The organism is Alteriqipengyuania flavescens (genome assembly GCF_030406725.1).
Classification (GTDB): Bacteria; Pseudomonadota; Alphaproteobacteria; order Sphingomonadales; family Sphingomonadaceae; genus Alteriqipengyuania_B; species Alteriqipengyuania_B flavescens.
The window spans coordinates 269,810-286,318 of the sequence record NZ_CP129107.1 but is presented as its reverse complement, the minus strand read 5'-3'; the positions used below and the strand labels follow the sequence as shown (position 1 = coordinate 286,318).

General features: G+C 66.2%; 14 protein-coding genes. 6 read left to right on the top strand and 8 right to left on the bottom strand.

Translation table 11 applies throughout. The features are described from left to right. Positions 1-37 precede the first annotated feature (37 nt). The 4 genes from QQW98_RS01545 to QQW98_RS01530 form a co-directional block, all read right to left on the bottom strand. Positions 38-286, bottom strand: a complete 249-nt coding sequence (locus tag QQW98_RS01545; RefSeq protein ID WP_290135816.1) for a hypothetical protein — start codon at positions 284-286, stop codon at positions 38-40. A gap of 104 nt (positions 287-390) precedes the next feature. After that, the gene (locus QQW98_RS01540; protein WP_290135815.1) at positions 391-1,653 is read right to left on the bottom strand and encodes an N-succinylarginine dihydrolase; all 1,263 of its coding nucleotides are present in this window, start codon (positions 1,651-1,653) and stop codon (positions 391-393) included. Beyond that, positions 1,650-2,672: an arginine N-succinyltransferase gene (locus tag QQW98_RS01535; RefSeq protein WP_290135814.1), complete on the bottom strand. Its 1,023-nt coding sequence runs from the start codon at positions 2,670-2,672 to the stop codon at positions 1,650-1,652. The genes QQW98_RS01540 and QQW98_RS01535 overlap by 4 nt, the downstream gene beginning before the upstream one ends. Then, entirely contained in the window at positions 2,669-3,880 is a 1,212-nt protein-coding gene (locus QQW98_RS01530) for a hydrolase (RefSeq protein WP_290135813.1), read from the bottom strand. The genes QQW98_RS01535 and QQW98_RS01530 overlap by 4 nt, the downstream gene beginning before the upstream one ends. Before the next feature lie 190 nt (positions 3,881-4,070). Between QQW98_RS01530 and QQW98_RS01525 the strand changes: the two genes are divergently transcribed. Further along, entirely contained in the window at positions 4,071-6,242 is a 2,172-nt protein-coding gene (locus tag QQW98_RS01525; RefSeq protein ID WP_290135812.1) for a malate synthase G, read from the top strand. 29 nt (positions 6,243-6,271) lie between these two features. After that, positions 6,272-7,093 carry a MipA/OmpV family protein gene (locus QQW98_RS01520; RefSeq protein WP_290135811.1) on the top strand — a complete coding sequence of 274 codons (822 nt, stop codon included), beginning with the start codon at positions 6,272-6,274 and terminating at the stop codon, positions 7,091-7,093. Position 7,094: 1 nt separating this feature from the next. Here the strand turns inward: QQW98_RS01520 and rsmA are convergent, their stop codons facing one another. The 4 genes from rsmA to QQW98_RS01500 all read right to left on the bottom strand — a co-directional run bounded on the left by rsmA (position 7,095) and on the right by QQW98_RS01500 (position 12,928). Then, on the bottom strand, positions 7,095-7,916 hold the full coding sequence (rsmA, locus tag QQW98_RS01515; RefSeq protein ID WP_290135810.1) for a 16S rRNA (adenine(1518)-N(6)/adenine(1519)-N(6))-dimethyltransferase RsmA: 822 nt from the start codon (positions 7,914-7,916) through the stop codon (positions 7,095-7,097). A gap of 87 nt (positions 7,917-8,003) precedes the next feature. Continuing rightward, entirely contained in the window at positions 8,004-9,032 is a 1,029-nt protein-coding gene (gene pdxA, locus QQW98_RS01510; RefSeq protein WP_290135809.1) for a 4-hydroxythreonine-4-phosphate dehydrogenase PdxA, read from the bottom strand. A 7-nt stretch (positions 9,033-9,039) separates the two neighbouring features. Next, positions 9,040-10,419, bottom strand: coding sequence for a peptidylprolyl isomerase (locus QQW98_RS01505; protein ID WP_290135808.1), 1,380 nt, complete (start codon positions 10,417-10,419; stop codon positions 9,040-9,042). Between the two features lie 148 nt (positions 10,420-10,567). Beyond that, positions 10,568-12,928 (bottom strand): LPS-assembly protein LptD, encoded by a 2,361-nt coding sequence (locus tag QQW98_RS01500; RefSeq protein ID WP_290135807.1) that lies wholly within the window; start codon positions 12,926-12,928, stop codon positions 10,568-10,570. Between the two features lie 109 nt (positions 12,929-13,037). Between QQW98_RS01500 and QQW98_RS01495 the strand changes: the two genes are divergently transcribed. From QQW98_RS01495 to ndk, 4 genes are all read left to right on the top strand, one after another. After that, positions 13,038-14,486: a leucyl aminopeptidase gene (locus QQW98_RS01495; protein WP_290135806.1), complete on the top strand. Its 1,449-nt coding sequence runs from the start codon at positions 13,038-13,040 to the stop codon at positions 14,484-14,486. Positions 14,487-14,623: 137 nt separating this feature from the next. Next, on the top strand, positions 14,624-14,800 hold the full coding sequence (locus QQW98_RS01490) for a DUF2256 domain-containing protein (protein WP_290135805.1): 177 nt from the start codon (positions 14,624-14,626) through the stop codon (positions 14,798-14,800). Then, a complete protein-coding gene (locus tag QQW98_RS01485; protein ID WP_290135804.1) occupies positions 14,797-15,234 on the top strand; it encodes a DNA polymerase III subunit chi in 438 nt (145 codons plus the stop codon). Before QQW98_RS01490 ends, QQW98_RS01485 begins: the two co-directional genes overlap by 4 nt. Positions 15,235-16,059: 825 nt before the next feature. Then, on the top strand, positions 16,060-16,482 hold the full coding sequence (gene ndk, locus QQW98_RS01480) for a nucleoside-diphosphate kinase (protein WP_290135803.1): 423 nt from the start codon (positions 16,060-16,062) through the stop codon (positions 16,480-16,482). Positions 16,483-16,509 lie beyond the last annotated feature (27 nt).

Here is a 16,509-nt window from a genome sequence, read left to right as displayed (position 1 = left end):
TGCGGGCCTAGCAACAGAACCGCCCCGCTTTCCTTTTTCAGTCGGCAGTCTCGAGAGCCTCGGCCTCGCGCCGGGCCTTTTCGAATTTCAGGCAGTCGAGGATTTTCGCGCCGCCGAGGAACACGGCGCCGCTGCAGGCTGCGAACAACAGCTGGCCGGGCCAGCCGGGCATGGCGTCGAGATAGTGGCTGCCGCGTTCCATCGCGCCCAGCGCCAGGGCGAAGATGATCAGATAGGCTTCGAAGCGGTTCTTGATCACGAACAGTCGGCCAATCTTGCGCAGCATCAGCTCCCTTTCCTTAACTATTTCCGCAGCAAGCATCGTGCCAGCGGCGGGAATGCGGGGACAGGGTGGTTAATAGTCGCGGACTTGTAAAGCCTGCCGACGGATCATGCGAGTTCGCCGAGATCGAGTTCCTGCAACAGGGCTTCGCGGGCTGCCACCACTTCACGCGCCAAGGCCTCGTCGCCGAGCTGGCTGGGCGCGATGCTTTCCGGCCAGTGGCGCTCGATAATGCGGGCAATGCGGTCGGCCTTGTTTTCATCGAGCATGAAACGCGCGTCGACCGTTTCCGGGTCCGCGACCACGCGCAGGCGCAAACAGGCGGGGCCGCCGCCGTTGGCCATGGACTGACGCACGTCGACCGGGATGACCTGGCGGATCGGGCCGTTGGAAGCGGTCGTCCGCTCCGCCCAGCTGCGCACCGCGCCCGATTCCATGCACTCGCCCGGCACGATCAGCGCGGTCGATCCGTCGGGCAGCGTGACCAGCTGCGCGTTGAAAAGGTAGGTCTTGATCGCCTCGCCCAAGCCCACTTCGGCTTCGGGCACCACCACCAGTTCCAGCGCGGGGAAGGCTTCGCGGATTTCGGCGTAGGCCTCCTTAGGGCGGGCGAAGGCGCGCTCGTGCGTGAACAGCACCCGCTCGTTGGCGACGGCCACGACGTCATTGTGGAAGGCCCCGGCGGCGATCGCTTCGGGGTTCTGCTCGATGAACAGCGTGCGCGCGGGAGCGAGGCCGTGGAGGCGAGCGACCGCGCGGCTGGCCTGTTCGTGCTGGCGGGCGGGGAAGGGGCCGCCGCTTTCGCCATAGACGAAGATCTCCACACCGCGCGCGCCGTGCCCTTCGCACAGGCGCATGTGGTTGGCCGCGCCCTCGTCTCCGAAAGTGGGCGGCACGGGATCGTGGATCGTGAAATGCGCGGGGTCGGCAAAGGCCAGTTCGAGCATCCGCTTGGTGTCTGGCCATTCCTGCGCGCGGTGCGGCATGGTGACGAGGTTGGCGGGCGTCAGGTGGCAGGTGCCGTCTGCCGTGTCGGGTGCGGGGCTTACCGTAGCGGCATTGGCGGTCCACATTGAGCTGGCTGACCAGCTTTGCGCCAGCAGGCGGCGATCGGTCGCGCTGTCGGCCCCTAGCCGCGCCAGGTAGTCACCGTTCGGGCGCGGCAGCGGCAGCAGGAATCCCTGCGGCAGGCCGCGCGCCATGTTGCCGCGCATCTTGGCGAGACCCTGCAGCGCCGCGGCGCGCGGATGCGACACGTCGCCCGCATGGCTGGACGAGGCGATGTTGCCGAGGCTGAGGCCGGCGTAATTGTGGCTCGGCCCGACGATGCCGTCGAAATTGATTTCGACCAGCTTCGACGCCCTGCTCATCGTGCCACCGCGTGGACCTGGTCGCCGACACCGACGCCGAGCGTTTCCGCCGCCGCCGTACCCAGCTGCACCCCGTCATCGCCCCACGCCGCGCGGCCATAGCAGCTGCGGAAGTCCGCCAGCGAGCCCGTTGCCACGATCGACGCGGTCGAGGCGGCGCCGTCTTCCAGCCCCACGCCCGTCACCTCGCCGCCGCGCGCGTCCTTCACGCTCACCACGTCGTCGGTGCGCGCCAGCATGGTCGGCCCGCCATCGAAAATGTCGACATAGCCTTCATAGCGGAAGCCTTCTTTTTCGAGCATCCGCATCGCCGCGCGGCCGGTGGGGTGGGGCAGGCCGATGACGTCGCGCGCATCGTCGTCCAGCATGGCGACATAGACCGGGTGCTTGGGCATCAGGTCGGCGATGAACTGGTTGCCGTTGATGGCGTTGAAATAGTCCGCTTCCTGGAAGGTCATGCCGAAGAAGCGCCCGGCCACCCCGTCCCAGAACGGCGACCCGCCGCGATCGTCGATGATGCCGCGCAATTCGGCCAGGATGCGGCCGGCAAACCGCTGCCGGTGCATCTTGATGAACAGGTAACGGCTGCGCGCCAGCAACAGGCCGAGCCCGCCGGCCCGTTCCCCGGGATGGAGGAACAGCCCGCCCACTTCGCTGCAGCCTTCCAGATCGGTCGTCAGGCTGAGCAGTTCGGCCCGCACCGTGCGATCGAGTTCCTGGCTGTGCTGGGTCAGCGTGTTGAGGCGATAAGAATAGAACGGCCACTGCTGGCCGACCTGCGTCATCAGCTGGCACGTGCCGCGCACTTGCCCGGTTTCCGTGTTTTCGAGCACCAGCACGAAGGTCTCGTCCACCAGATCGCTGCCGGTGTTGGCAAAGGCCTTCGCGCTCGTTTCCAGTTTCTTGGCCAGCGCGTCGCGATCGGGCGGCAGGTTGGTAAAACCGCCGCCGGTCAGCTTGGCCATTTCGTACAGGTGTTCGAGATCGGACGGGCGGCTGGCCCGCAAACGGAAACTCACAAATCTTCCCCCTCTGCCAGCCGCGACAGGACCAGCGCGGACAAGGCCGCGCGTTCCGCCAGCGACGGCGCAATCATGAATTCGTCGGGCGAGTGGATCTTGCCCCCGCGCACGCCCATCGTATCGACCACCGGCACCCCGGTGGCCGCGATATTGTTGCCGTCGCACACCCCGCCGGTCGATTTCCAGTCGATGGCCTGCCCCAGCGATGCGCCGCATTCGCGCACCAGGTCGAACAGTTTCTGCGCCTTGCGGTCGACCGGCTTGGGCGGCCGGCTGATCCCGCCATGGACATGGACGTCGACCTCGTGCCGCTGCTTCACCTCGCCGATCACCGCGTTCATCGCGGTGGTGAAATAGTCGGCGGCGGCGGGCTCTTTCGGGCGGATGTTGAAGCGCAGCACCGCATGGTCGGGCACGACGTTGTTGGCCGCGCCGCCTTCGATCCTGGCGGGGTTCACGCTGATATCGTCCCGCTGCAATTCCTTCAGCGCCACGGCGAGGGTGGCGGCGGCGACGATGGCGTTGCGCCCGTCGTGCGGGTTGCGCCCGGCGTGGGCGCTGCGCCCGGTCACGGTCAGCGCGTAATTGCCGCTGCCGCCACGCGCGTGGGCCAGCGTGCCTTCCGGCGTGGCGGCGGGTTCATAGGTGAGGGCGGCGAACTTGCCGCGCGCCAGCTCCTCGATCAGCGGGGCGGAGGAAAGCGAGCCTGTCTCCTCGTCCGCATTGATCATCACGTCGTAACCGCAATGCTGCCACGGGGCGAAGGTTTCGAGGACGCGGAGCGCCTCCAGCATGACCGCGATCCCGCCTTTCATGTCGGCGGTGCCGGGGCCGTTCAGCACGTCGTCGTCCAGCCACGCCAGTTCCTGAAACGGGTGGTCGGCGGGAAAGACGGTGTCCATGTGGCCGGTAAAGATGAAGCGGCGCTGTGCCTCCGGCCGCACCGAGACAACAAGATGCCGGCCGTTCTGCACTTCCACTTCGCGCCCGTCGGCGGCGATGGCGGTGATGGGGGCGGGGTCGACCAGCCGGACCTCGCCCGGAAGCTGCGCAAAGGCATCGGACAATTCGCCCGCCATGGCCGCAAGCCCGGCAAGGTTGGTCGTGCCGCTGTTGATTGTCGCCCAGCGTTCGACCTGCGCGAGCATGGTGGCGCCATCGATGGCGTCGAGCGCGGGGCGAATGGGCTGCGGGACAGGTTTCATCGGCAACCAGCCTCTAACGCGCCGCGCCTTCCTGTCCACCCCGTGCCCCCAGACATCCTCATTCTTCATCCCTGCAGTTCATGCCTGCACTTGCAATGGCGGGCGCGCTTCGCCAGAAGGCGCATCGCTCCTCCCCGGACACTGAAAAACCTGTATGCGCCGATGCGCGCACACGCCCGAGGAGTATTGCATGTCCGATTACGTCGAACGGTCCGGCCTGAAAGTCGACGCCGCTCTTGCCGCCTTTGCCGAGAACAAGGTGCTGGCCCCGCTGGGCCGCGATGTCGCGACGTTCTGGCAAGGCTTTGCCGAGATTTGCGATCGCTTCGCTCCGCGCAATCGCGACCTGCTGGAGAAGCGCGAGGCGCTGCAGGCGAAGATCGATGCATGGCACAAGGAGCGGCGCGGGCAAGACCACGATGCGGCCGCCTATCGCGCGTTTCTGGAAGAGATCGGCTACCTCGTTCCCGAGCCTGGCGACTTCACCATTGGCACGGAAAATGTCGATAGCGAGATTGCCCGGATGGCGGGCCCGCAGCTGGTGGTGCCTTCGCTCAACGCCCGCTTCGTGCTCAACGCCGCGAACGCGCGCTGGGGTAGCCTGTACGACGCGCTATACGGGACCGACGCTCTGGACGCACCGGCGGCCAGGCCGGGCGGATACGACAGGGCGCGCGGCGATGCGGTAATCGCGCGCGGGCGCGAATTCCTCGACGAGACGCTGCCGCTGGTGGACCAGAGCTGGGCCGACCTTGGCGGACCGGACGACGGCAAGCTGGTGGACGAGGACCAGTACGTCGGCCGGACGGAACGCGGCTTGCTGTTCCAGAACAACGGCTTGCACATCGAAGTTGTCTTCGATCCGGAAAGCCCGATCGGGCAGACCGACAAGGCGGGCATCGCCGATATCGTGCTGGAAGCGGCGCTGACGACCATCGTCGACATGGAAGATTCGGTCGCCGCCGTGGATGCGGAAGACAAGCGGCTGGCTTACACCAACTGGCTGGGCCTGATGCGCGGCAATCTCGAGGAAACCTTCGAAAAGGGCGGCAAGTCGCTGACCCGCAAGCTTTCTGCGGATAAGACCTATATCCCCGCTCAGGCTGAGCCTGTGGAAGCCCCCGGAGGCATGGCACGGCACGAGCATGCTTCGACAAGCTCAGGACGAGCGGAAGTGGGCGAGAAGACCTTGCCGGGGCGTAGCCTGCTGTTCGTGCGCAATGTCGGCCACCTGATGACCAATCCGGCGATTCTGCTGCCGGGCGGGGGGGAGATCCCCGAAGGCATCATGGATGCGGTGATGACCAGCGCCATCGCGATGCACGACTTGAAGGGGCTCGGCGCGCTGCGCAACAGCCGCTCCGGCAGCATCTATATCGTGAAGCCCAAGATGCACGGGCCGGAGGAATGCGCCTTTACGAACGACTTGTTCGATGCGGTGGAGGATTTGCTCGAACTGCCGCGCCACACGATCAAGGTCGGCGTGATGGACGAGGAACGCCGCACCAGCGCCAACCTTGCCGCCTGCATCCATGCGGTGAAGGACCGCATCGTCTTCATCAACACCGGCTTCCTCGACCGGACGGGGGACGAGATCCACACGTCGATGGAAGCGGGGCCGATGATCCGCAAGGCGGAGATGAAGAACGCGGACTGGCTTTCCGCCTACGAGGCGCGCAATGTCGGCATCGGGCTGAAGCACGGCCTGTCGGGCCGCGCGCAGATCGGCAAGGGCATGTGGCCTGCGCCCGACCTGATGGGCAAGATGATGATCGAGAAGATCGGTCATTTGCGCGCCGGCGCCAACACCGCCTGGGTGCCGAGCCCGACGGCAGCAACGCTCCATGCGCTGCATTACCACCGGGAAGACGTGTTCGAGGCGCAGAAGGGCCTCGGCGACATTCCGGGTCTGGAGCCGCTGCTCACCATCCCGCTCGCGCGCGGGACGAACTGGAGCGAGGACGAAATCCGCGAGGAGCTCGACAACAACGCGCAAGGTTTGCTCGGCTATGTCGTGCGCTGGATCGACCAGGGCGTCGGCTGTTCCAAGGTGCCGGACCTCAACGATGTCGGCCTGATGGAAGACCGAGCGACGCTGCGCATCTCCAGCCAGCACATGGCGAACTGGCTCCACCACGGCGTCTGCACGCGCGAACAGGTGATGGATTCGCTGCAGCGCATGGCGGCCAAGGTCGACGCGCAGAACGAAGGCGATCCGGCATACGAGCCAATGGCCGGCAACTGGGAAACCAGCATGGCCTTCAAGGCGGCGTGCGACCTCGTGTTCGAAGGAACGCGCCAGCCGAGCGGCTATACGGAACCGCTCCTGCACGACTGGCGTTTGCGCAAGAAGGCCTCGTAAAGGCCGGAAAAACCGCGCAGGGGGTCGCCATGTCGAAAACGTTTCATTCCAGTGTAGCCGGTGCGCTCGTGCTGGCCACACTTCCACTCGCCGCGCAGGCGCAGGAAAGCGATATCCCCGCGCCGCGTGCGGAGACCGAGGGTGTGTCGGGCGAAACCCGCATCCGCATCGGCCTCGGCCCGCGGGTGGTGCCGAGCTGGCCCGGATCGGACGAGCACAACATCGGCCCGCTGTTCGAATTCTCGCGCGCGCTGCCGGGTGAGCAATTCGCCTTCGAAGCGCCCGACGAGAGCACGGGCTTCGACCTCTACCGCGCCGGCGGTTTCTCCATCGGGCCGTCGCTCGGCTTCCAGGGCAAGCGCGATTCTGAGGACGTGGGCGGCGCCTTGCCCGACGTGGGCTTTTCCGTCGAACTCGGCGGATTTGCGCAGCTCGAAGCGAGCCCCAGCCTGCGGTTTCGCTTGGAAGCGCGGCAGGCGGTGAGCGGGCACGACGGTTTCATTTCTGTCGCCAGCGCCGATTACGTCTTGCGGGACGAGGACGACACGGTCGTCTCCATCGGTCCGCGCCTGACGCTTACCGATGCGCGCTACCAGCGCTCCTATTACGGGGTCGCGCCTGACGAAGCCCTGGCATCCGGCCTCGCCGCCTACGACCCCGGCGGCGGCCTGCAGTCGGTCGGCGGCGCGCTTGGCGTGGTGCAGCAGTTCACGCCCGAATGGGGCATGTTCGGCTACGTAAAATACGACCGGCTGCTGGGCGATCCGGCGGATTCGCCGGTGGTGGCGGCCTATGGATCGAAGGACCAGTTAGAAGGCGGCGTCGCGCTGACTTACACTTTCGGCCTGTAGTTCAGCCGTCCAGCGCCCGCGCCAGCGCGACGAATTCCTCCACCGACAGCGTTTCCGCGCGCCTTTGCGGGTCGATGCCCACGCGATCGAGCGTGTCGACTGCGCCGGGCACGGATTTCAGGCTCTGCCGCAGCATCTTGCGGCGCTGCCCGAAGGCGGCCTCCGTCAATCGCTCCAGCGTTCGCGCAGAGACGCCTTCGGGCATTGCGCCGGGCGTGACGTGGACGATGGCGCTCATCACCTTGGGCGGCGGGGTGAAGGCGCTGCGGTGGACTTTCATGGCAAGGCTGGCGGCGCTGCGCCACTGGGAGAGGACTGCGAGGCGCCCGTAGGCCGGGGTGCCCGGCTGCGCGACGATCCGCTGGGCCACCTCCTGCTGAAACATCAGCGTCAGCGAGCTCCATTGCGGTGGCCAGCTTTCGCCGGACAACCAGCGCACGAACAGCGCGGTCCCGACGTTGTAGGGCAGGTTGGCGACGACGGCGAAGGGTTCCCCCAGCAGGGCGCCGTGGTCGATGGCCATGGCATCGCCTTCCACCACGGTCAGCTGGCCGGGAAAGACTTCGGCAAGTTCGGCTAGGGCGGGCAGGCAGCGGCGATCCATCTCGATCGCCGTGACGCGCGCCCCGGCACGCAGGAGTGCGCGGGTGAGGCCGCCGGGCCCGGGCCCGATCTCCAGCACCGCCTTGTCCTGCAAGTCCCCGGGAATGGCGGCGATGCGGTCCAGGAGCTGCTCGTCGAACAGGAAATTCTGCCCCAGCGCCTTGGATGCGGACAGGCCGTGGCGGGCAATCACGTCGCGAAGGGGCGGGAGGTCGGTCACTTGGCACCTTTGGTCATGCTGGCGCTCATGCTGAGCCTGTCGAAGCATGGGCAGTCCGCTAGCGTCAATGCGTGGCCTTCGACAAGCTCAGGCTGAGCGGGACAGGGCATGGGCCCGTCGCGCCGCAATTTCGCCCGCTAGCCGCAGGGCGGCCATCGTCGCGCCTTCGCCTGCGATGCCCTTGCCCGCAATGTCGAACCCGGTGCCATGGTCGGGGCTGGTACGCACGATGGGCAGGCCGAGCGTGACGTTGACGCCCGCATCGAAGTCGAGCGCTTTCAGCGGCACCAGCGCCTGGTCGTGATACATGCAGATCGCCGCGTCGTAGCCATCGCGTGCGCGCGGGGTGAAGATCGCGTCGGCAGGATGCGGGCCGCTCGCCTCGATCCCTTCCGCGCGCAAGGCGGTGATGGCGGGCGCGATGACCTCGATCTCCTCGCGCCCCATGCGGCCGTTCTCGCCTGCATGCGGGTTGAGGCCAGTCACGGCGAGGCGCGGGCGGGCGATGCCGAAGTCCCCGGCGAGCGCAGCGGCGGTGATGCGTGCCCGGCTCACGATGAGGTCTGCGGAAAGGCGCTGCGGCACTTCGGCCAGCGCGCAATGAATGGTGACGGGCACGGTGCGCAGGCTCGGCCCGGCGAGCATCATCACCGTGTCCGCTTCCGCCACACCGCAGGTCGCAGCGCAGAATTCGGTCTGGCCGGGATGGGCAAAGCCGACGTCGGCAAGCAGCGCCTTGGCGATCGGCGCGGTCATCACGCCGCCGGCTTCGCTGCGACGCGCCAGATCGACCGCGCGTTCCAGTGACTGCAGCGCCAACCGTGCGCCCTCCGGCGAAGGCGCGCCCGGCGTGTAATCTGCGTCGGCGTTGTCGAGCACCGGCAGCGCGGCGGCAAAAACCTCGTCAGCTTCCGCAACAGTATCGATCCGCACGACCGGACAGTCCACGCTCATGCTTGCCGCAGAGGCTTCCAGAACGCCTGCGCCACCGACCACGGCAAAGGGCGCGAGCCCTTCGCCGCGCCGCAGCCAGCTGCGGACGACCAGTTCCGGCCCGATGCCCGCCGGATCGCCCACCGATACGGCGAGCGGCTTCACGGCGGACGAAGACGTCACCGGCAGGTCAGTTGAGTTCGATCACCGCATCGCGGCGCAGGTCGCGCAGGTAGCGCTCGCCCCGGCGGTCGATGCGTTCCTGCTTCATTTGCGCCTGAAGGCGCTCGGGGCTGGGCGCGTCGGCGGCCTTGGGGTCATCGCGGCCGCACAGCACGAGGACGCTGACGCCTTCCTCCACGCTGCCGAAGGGCGAGGTGACCTGGCCGACCTGCATTTCCAGCAGGGCGTTCTGCAGCGGACCCGGCAATTCGCGCACGCGCACGTCATTGGCGCGCACTTCGGCGCCGGTTTCGGCAGCGATCTGCTCCGCGTTGCCGCAGCCGCGCAGGCGCGCCACGCCCTGGCCAAAGGTTTCGAGCCGCTGCTCGGCCGCCGCCTGGGTCATGCCCTGGTCGAAAGCGATGGTGATCTGCTTCAGCGACAGCGTGGCATCGCGCGGATCGGCGGTGAGAACCTGGCGACGGTCGACGAGGTAGATGATCGAATAGCCGCCGCCCTGCAGCGGGATCGGTCCGACGATCTGGCCGGGGTTCATGCTGCGCAATTCGGTCGCGATTTCCACCGGCAGCTGCGGCAGGCGGACCCAGCCCAGCAGGCCGCCGCTCGCTGCGGTCGACGCTTCCGAGAATTGGGCCGCTGCCGCCTGGAAATTGGCGCCCTGGCGAATCTGCTGCATCAGCGCGCGGGCGTTCGCTTCCACTTCGGCGGAGGTCGCAGCTGTGGCCGACAGGTAGATTTCGGCGACATTAAATTCGTCCAGACCCTTGCTCGCTTCCAGCCGGGCGATGACTTCGTTCACTTCCTCGATGGAGACGTTCACGAAGGGATCGATGTTGCGCGCAATCAGGTTGCGCCATGCCAATTCGCCTTCGATCTGGCGGCGCAGCGAAGCGGTGGAGGACCCGATCGAGGTCAGGTATTCGTCCATCTGCTGCGGCGTCATGTTGAAGTTGTTCTGCGCCACCGCGTTGTAGGCCGCGGTCACTTCATCCGCCGTGACCGGCATGTCCTGTGCAGCGGATTCCTGGATCTTCAGCATTTCGTCGATCAGGTCGCGCAGGGTCTGGGCGCGCAGCTGGGCGATCTGCTCGGGCGTGGCTTGCTGTTCCGTACCCGCGATGAACAGCGCCATGCGCTGCTGCACGTCGGTGCCGGTGATGATCCGGCCGTTGACCGTGGCGGTCGGCAAGCGGACGTTGGGATCGCTGCCGATGCGAAGCTCGCCCTGGCCCGGCAGTTGCAGGCCGGCCGGGTTCACGGCGGCAGAGGCGGATCCGTCAGCCGCGGCGTCCTGCGCATTGGCGAGGGCCGTGCCGGGCATGGCCGCAAGGGCGATCCCGCCCGCAGCAAGAAGGGTCGTGGCAATCCGGGAATAAGTCGAGGTCACGAAATCATCCTGTCATCGATGCGGCGCATGCTGTGCCCGCTATTGGCGGCAAGCCCTGGCGAATTCCGGCTTAACCGCAGCTTAGTGCATGATCTGCCCGCGCCGATACCGCATCGTCCCTGCGGTGCCAAGCGGCACGCAGGCGCGCTTACCGGAAACCGAGGTTCTTCAGGTTGATATAGACCTGGTAGGTGTTGCCGCGCTCCACGTCGCCGGTGGCGAAATAGTCGCGCCGCCAGGTAGCGCCCAATTCGATGCAATCGTCCTCGTACGCCACACCGAGGCGGGTGCGCAGCGGGTCGAAACCGTCGGCGGTGAAGCTGGGGTCTTCCTCGCGGTCGGTGAGGTTGAACACGCCGGAGCCGAACACCGACCAGTAATTGGCAAAGGCATAGCGGCCGGCGAGGCGCAGTTCCTCGCGGTCCTGCAGATCCTCGATATTGATGGCGATATCGCGGTTGAGGCGCAGGTAGCCGACTTCGACATAGGTCCGCCGCGTCCCGACCGTGGCGTCGAATTCGTTGCGGCGGACGGCCAGATCGTCCTTGTCCAGCCGGAAGCGATGGGTGAACTGGACGAAATCCTTGTAGCGCACCTCCGTCCGCCCGACGATGTCGCTGACCCGTTCGGACAGGCCGGTGCCGTCGGGAAGGATGTCGTCGCTGGACGTCAGGCGATAGGACTGGCCCAGCGTCGCCAGCACGCGCCAGCCGGGCGCGGTGAATTTCCAGTCGAAGCCGTAAGTGACGCGCACCCCGTCTTCCACCCGATCGTAGCCGGGGAAGCGGTTGAGTGCGAAAAGGTTGGAATCTTCCAGGTCGATCGCGCGGGCATCCTCGTTCGGGATGGCAAGGTTGCGGATCGGCGGGCTGGCCACGAGCTGGACGCGCGGGGTGAGCACCTGCGTGCCGCCGAACGCCTCCCCGACCAGCGGCCATTTCACGTCGACTGCGCCGAGCGCCACGAAACGTGTCTGCCAGCCTTCCTCGCCCCGATAGAATTCCGTGGGACTGAGCAGGTTGTCGCCGGAATGGTAGACATCGCCCCGGGCCAGCGCGGTGACGGTCACTTCCTGGCCCATGGGCAGGATGCTGCGCCGGTCCCACCGCGCCCCGGCAAAGGCGCGCTGCGTGTCCTGCCCGTCCGTGCGCAGGATATTGAGCGAATTGGCCTGCAATTCGACCTTGCCGCCCAGCAGCGGGTCGGACAGGCGCTGGCGGAAATCGATTGCGGGAATGGCGAAGGGCACTTCGCCCTGGTCGTCGCCGAACCGTAGCGTCTGGAAGGCCCAGCCGGCGATGGAGAGATAGCTGTCGTCGTCGATCCGCTCGACCTCGACAGTGGATCGCAGCCGGTCGTCGCGGCTGATGTCGTAACGGCGCAGGAAGGTGCGGTCGCTCGCCACGCGAATGGATCCGGTGGCCGACCAGTTGGGATCGAACTGGTAGCGCCCGTTGGCATAGACATAGCCGCGCCAGGATCGCTCCGGATCGCCGGGATTGTCGCCGATGGAGATGCGGCTGGATCGGGTGAGATAGCCGGTTGCCTGGAACGCGCCGGTTTCCCCAAGTTGGCGGTATTGCGCAGACACCATCGGCGGCGCGCCGGTGTAAAGATAGCCGGAAGCGGTGAGGTCGCGGTTCTCCGCCAGCCGCCAGTAATAGCTGCCCGAAACCTCCAGCCCGTTGGAAGCCGACAGGCGCAGGTTGGGCACGAGAATGCCCGAACGCGCGCTGCCGTCGGTGGAAATGGCGAGGCCGGGCAGCGGCAGCAGGCGCTTGCCGAAGAGCTCGAGGTAAGCGCCGCGGAAATCGATCTCCTGCGTCTCGGGATCGTAGACAACACGGTCGGCGGTGATGCGCCAGCTGGGGTTCTTTGCACAACCGTCCGGCCCGGTGATGGCGCAGGCGGAGTAGGCCGCGCGCTCCAGCACGACGGCGCCGTCCTCGCCGCGCGATCCCTGCACTGCGGCCAACCGGCCCCCGGCGCGCAGGGCGAGGAGCAGGTTCTCCATCGCGCCGACGCGCAGGTCGCCGTCCAGTTCCACGCTGTCGGTGTACAGCTGGTTGCCGTCCGGATCGACGACGCGCACGTCGCCCTCTGCACGGATCACGCCGGTCTCGCGGTTCCAGACGATCCGGTCGGCGATGACCGAATCGTCCTCGCTGCGCAGGATGACATTGCCGGATGCGGTGACGATCTCGGGGTCGGAGAGATATTCGATCGTGTTCGCCTCGAACTCGATCTCGCGCCCGGCGAGCGGGTTTTCTTCCGCCGCTACGGCCTCGACAGGCGCAGCCGGTTGCGGCGCGTCCTGCTCTGGCTGGGCAGGGTCGATCTGGTCCTGCGCGGTATCGGTGCCCGGCGCCGCGCCTTCTTGTGCCTGAGCGCCCAGCGGCAGCAGCAGGCCCGCCAATGCGGCAAGCCCGGCGGTGCGCCGATGCGGGCCAAAACGGTGGAGACCGGGGGCAGTCAGGATCGGCAGCGCAGGCTGCGTGTCGCAGGGCATGGCTTGCCTATCGCACCGGCGATGCCTAAGCGCAACGCCGCGAATTGCAGCGCGTGAAAAATGGCCGCAGGGCCGTGGTTTCCGCGCCATCCAGCCGGAGCCCGATCCCATGAAAATCACTTTCGACCAGTCCCCCAGCGGCGCGGCCATGCCCTATGCACGGCTTGCGAAAAAGGACCACCTGCCCGCCGACCTGCCCAACGCGATTGCGAAAGGCGCAGAGCGGAGCCGGTTCACGGGCGCCGCGGGGCAGCTGTTCGAAAGCTTCGCCGATGGCGAGGACGGCGTGCACCATGTCGTGCTGGCGGGGATCGGCGATGCCAGCCCCACCAAGCTCGAAAAGGCCGGCAGCGCGCTCGCGGCGAAGTTCATGACCTCGGGCAACGAGGCCATCGCCATCGATTTCGGCGGTAGCGGCCTCGATGCGGACGGCGCGGCGTCCGTGCTGCTGGGCGCGGTCCTGCGCGGTTGGCGTTACGATGCGCACCGCACCACGTTGAAGGACGACCAGAAGGTCAGCCTGCAGACGATCCATGTCGTCGGCGCGCCCGAAGGGATGGACGCCGCGTGGGACGATGCCGCCGCCGTGGCCGAGGGGATCGAATTCGCCCGCGTACTGGTGACGGAACCGGCCAACGTGATTTTCCCGGTCAGCTATGTCGAACATTGCCGCAAGGCTTTCGAAGGAACGGGCGCGGAGCTCGTCGTGCTCGATGTGCCGCAGATGGAAGAGCTCGGCATGGGTTCGCTCCTCGGCGTAGGGCAGGGTAGCGAGCAGCCTTCGCGTATCCTCGCGGTCAAATGGATGGGCGGCAATGCCCACGATGCCCCCGTCGCCTTCGTCGGCAAGGGCGTGACGTTCGACACCGGCGGCATCAGCCTGAAGCCGGGCCCCGGCATGGGCGACATGAAGTTCGACATGGGGGGCAGCGCGGCCGTGGTCGGCGCGATGCTGACGCTGGCGAAGCGCAAGGCGAAGGCCAACGTCGTCGGCGTGGTCGGGCTGGTCGAGAACATGCCCGACGGCAAGGCCCAGCGCCCCGGCGACGTGGTGAAATCCATGTCCGGCCAGACCATCGAAGTGCTCAACACCGATGCCGAAGGGCGGCTGGTGCTGGCCGACGTGCTGACGTGGACGCAGCGCGAGTTCAAGCCGGCGCGCATCGTCGACCTCGCCACGCTGACCGGGGCGATGATCATCGCGCTCGGCAACGAACACGGCGGGCTCTTCTCGAACAACGACGCGCTGGCCAACGACCTGCTCGCCGCCGGCACCGCGACGGGCGACAAGCTGTGGCGCATGCCGTTGTCAGTGGAATACGACAAGCAAATCAACAGCCCGATCGCCGACATGCAGAACATTGGCGGCAAGGGCGCAGGCTCCATCACGGCAGCCCAGTTCCTGCAGCGCTTCATCGAGAACGACACCCCCTGGGCGCATCTCGACATCGCCGGCATGGTCTGGGCGGACAAGCCCGGCCACGCCTGGGGCAAGGGCGCGACCGGCTACGGCGTGCGCCTGCTCGACCGCCTCATCCGTGACACGGTGAAGGGGTAATTTGTCCTCAAGCAGCGAAGCGGTAGGACGAAAGCTTGTCCTCAAGCAGCGAAGCGGTAGGACGAAAGCTTGTCCTCAAGCAGCGAAGCGGTAGGACGAAAGCTTGTCCTCAAGCAGCGAAGCGGTAGGACAACAAAATGCCCAGGATGCGGAAAAAATCTGATCTGCCCACCAAGACCTGCGCGTCCTGCGGCCTGCCGTTCGCCTGGCGCAAGAAGTGGGAGCGGGACTGGGACAGCGTGAAGTTCTGTTCCGACCGCTGCCGCCGCGCGGGCAAGTCAGCAGACAAAGCAGCGAGCGGGGCCGAGGCATGAAGCTGGGCTTCTATCTCGTCGCCGACATGCCCCTGGAAAGCGCGATCGCTCAGATCGCGGTCAAGGTGCTCGAAGGCGGCAGCCGCATGCTGCTGGTGACGCAGGATGCGGACCTGCGCGCGCGGCTCGACAAGGGGCTGTGGACCGAGCAGCCGCAGGAATTCCTGGCGCATGGCGAGGCGGGCGGGCCGCACGATGCGCGCCAGCCGATCCTCATTTCCGAGGAGTGCGATGCCGCCAACGGGGCGACCTTTGTCGGCCTTGCGGACGGGCGCTGGCGCGATGCGGCGCAGGATTTCGAACGCGCCTTCCTGTTCTTCGACGAGGACGGCCGCGATGCGGCGCGCAAGACGTGGAAGGCGCTGGAAGATCGCGACGGGCTGGAACGCGAGTTCTTCGCGCGCGAGGACGGGCGCTGGGTGAAGAAGGGCTGAGCGCCTACTCGAAAAACCAGTGCAAAAGCGAGCGACAGCCTAGCGAATGGTCCATCGGGCGGATTTGCGAAACCCAATGGCTTGAGGCTAAGAAAGTGTGGTGGGGAGGCGACACGTAGCGGAACAAGCAGGCTCCGGTGTGCCCCCCACGCCATTGGCTTGGAATCCATGGCGCTGACCACGCCACAGGTAATGAATCCCTGAACTCGTTACCGTCAAGCGCGACGGGTCTCTTCTAACCCTAATCTTTTCCCCGCCATCTCCACAAAAAGGGGCGAGTCCCCGCGAATGCTAGGCTGGTGAGGCTGGCAAGGCCCAAAACGTATATGTGAAGAAAAAGGCGGGGATGGACTCATTCGAATCCATGACGGCATCATCATGATGATTTCGGTCATTTACCCTTCACGGCTTTGATCACTCCGCTGATGGGGTGGGCGATGCCTTTCTCAACCGCGAGGCCAAGAATCAGGATGGTTAGGACATTGCTCAACCACGCGGGTGCCTACGCCATGGCGGTGAAATAGGCGCTCATCGCGTCGGGATCCAATGGCCGCTCACCAAGAGCACTGTGAAGGACATGAAGGCAAACGGGCGCGCCCATCGCATCGATAGGGTCGCGGCCTCTCTACCATCGATGAAGCGCAGCCAACGCCATACTGAGACTAGATAGCGCTTCACAATTCATCACTCACCAAATCGAGATAGGATTTTGCCGCCACCTCGGCACGCGAACGCTCATCGGCCTATCCGCTTGCCTAACGCCGCCCCCGGGGGTAGTGGCGCGCGCAACAATTTTCCCCCACAAGACAACCCAAGGAAATCACCATGGCGGTTACCCGCACCTTTTCGATTATCAAGCCCGATGCCACCCGCCGCAACCTGACCGGCGCGGTCACCAAGATGCTGGAAGACGCCGGCCTGCGCGTCGTCGCTTCCAAGCGCATCCAGATGACCCGCGAACAGGCCGAAGGCTTCTACGCGGTGCACAAGGAACGCCCCTTCTTCGGTGAACTGGTGGACTTCATGGTCTCCGGCCCGGTCGTGGTGCAGGTGCTGGAAGGCGAAGATGCCGTGAAGACCAACCGCGACGTCATGGGCGCGACCAACCCCGCCGATGCCGACGAAGGCACGATCCGCAAGACCTATGCGGAATCGATCGAAGCCAATTCGGTCCACGGGTCCGACAGCGATGAAAACGCCAAGATCGAAATCGAATACTTCTTCGACGACAGTGAGATCGTCGGCTGATTCTTCGCTGAATCAGGCGCTTGCCAA

Bases quoted from the DNA above. Each gene is read 5' to 3' on its own strand.
- QQW98_RS01545 (WP_290135816.1), bottom strand. From the start codon at position 286: ATGCTGCGCAAGATTGGCCGACTGTTCGTGATCAAGAACCGCTTCGAA.
- QQW98_RS01540 (WP_290135815.1), bottom strand. From the start codon at position 1,653: ATGAGCAGGGCGTCGAAGCTGGTCGAAATCAATTTCGACGGCATCGTC.
- QQW98_RS01530 (WP_290135813.1), bottom strand. From the start codon at position 3,880: ATGAAACCTGTCCCGCAGCCCATTCGCCCCGCGCTCGACGCCATCGAT.
- QQW98_RS01525 (WP_290135812.1), top strand. From the start codon at position 4,071: ATGTCCGATTACGTCGAACGGTCCGGCCTGAAAGTCGACGCCGCTCTT.
- QQW98_RS01520 (WP_290135811.1), top strand. From the start codon at position 6,272: ATGTCGAAAACGTTTCATTCCAGTGTAGCCGGTGCGCTCGTGCTGGCC.
- QQW98_RS01500 (WP_290135807.1), bottom strand. From the start codon at position 12,928: ATGCCCTGCGACACGCAGCCTGCGCTGCCGATCCTGACTGCCCCCGGT.
- QQW98_RS01495 (WP_290135806.1), top strand. From the start codon at position 13,038: ATGAAAATCACTTTCGACCAGTCCCCCAGCGGCGCGGCCATGCCCTAT.
- QQW98_RS01490 (WP_290135805.1), top strand. From the start codon at position 14,624: ATGCCCAGGATGCGGAAAAAATCTGATCTGCCCACCAAGACCTGCGCG.
- QQW98_RS01485 (WP_290135804.1), top strand. From the start codon at position 14,797: ATGAAGCTGGGCTTCTATCTCGTCGCCGACATGCCCCTGGAAAGCGCG.
- ndk (WP_290135803.1), top strand. From the start codon at position 16,060: ATGGCGGTTACCCGCACCTTTTCGATTATCAAGCCCGATGCCACCCGC.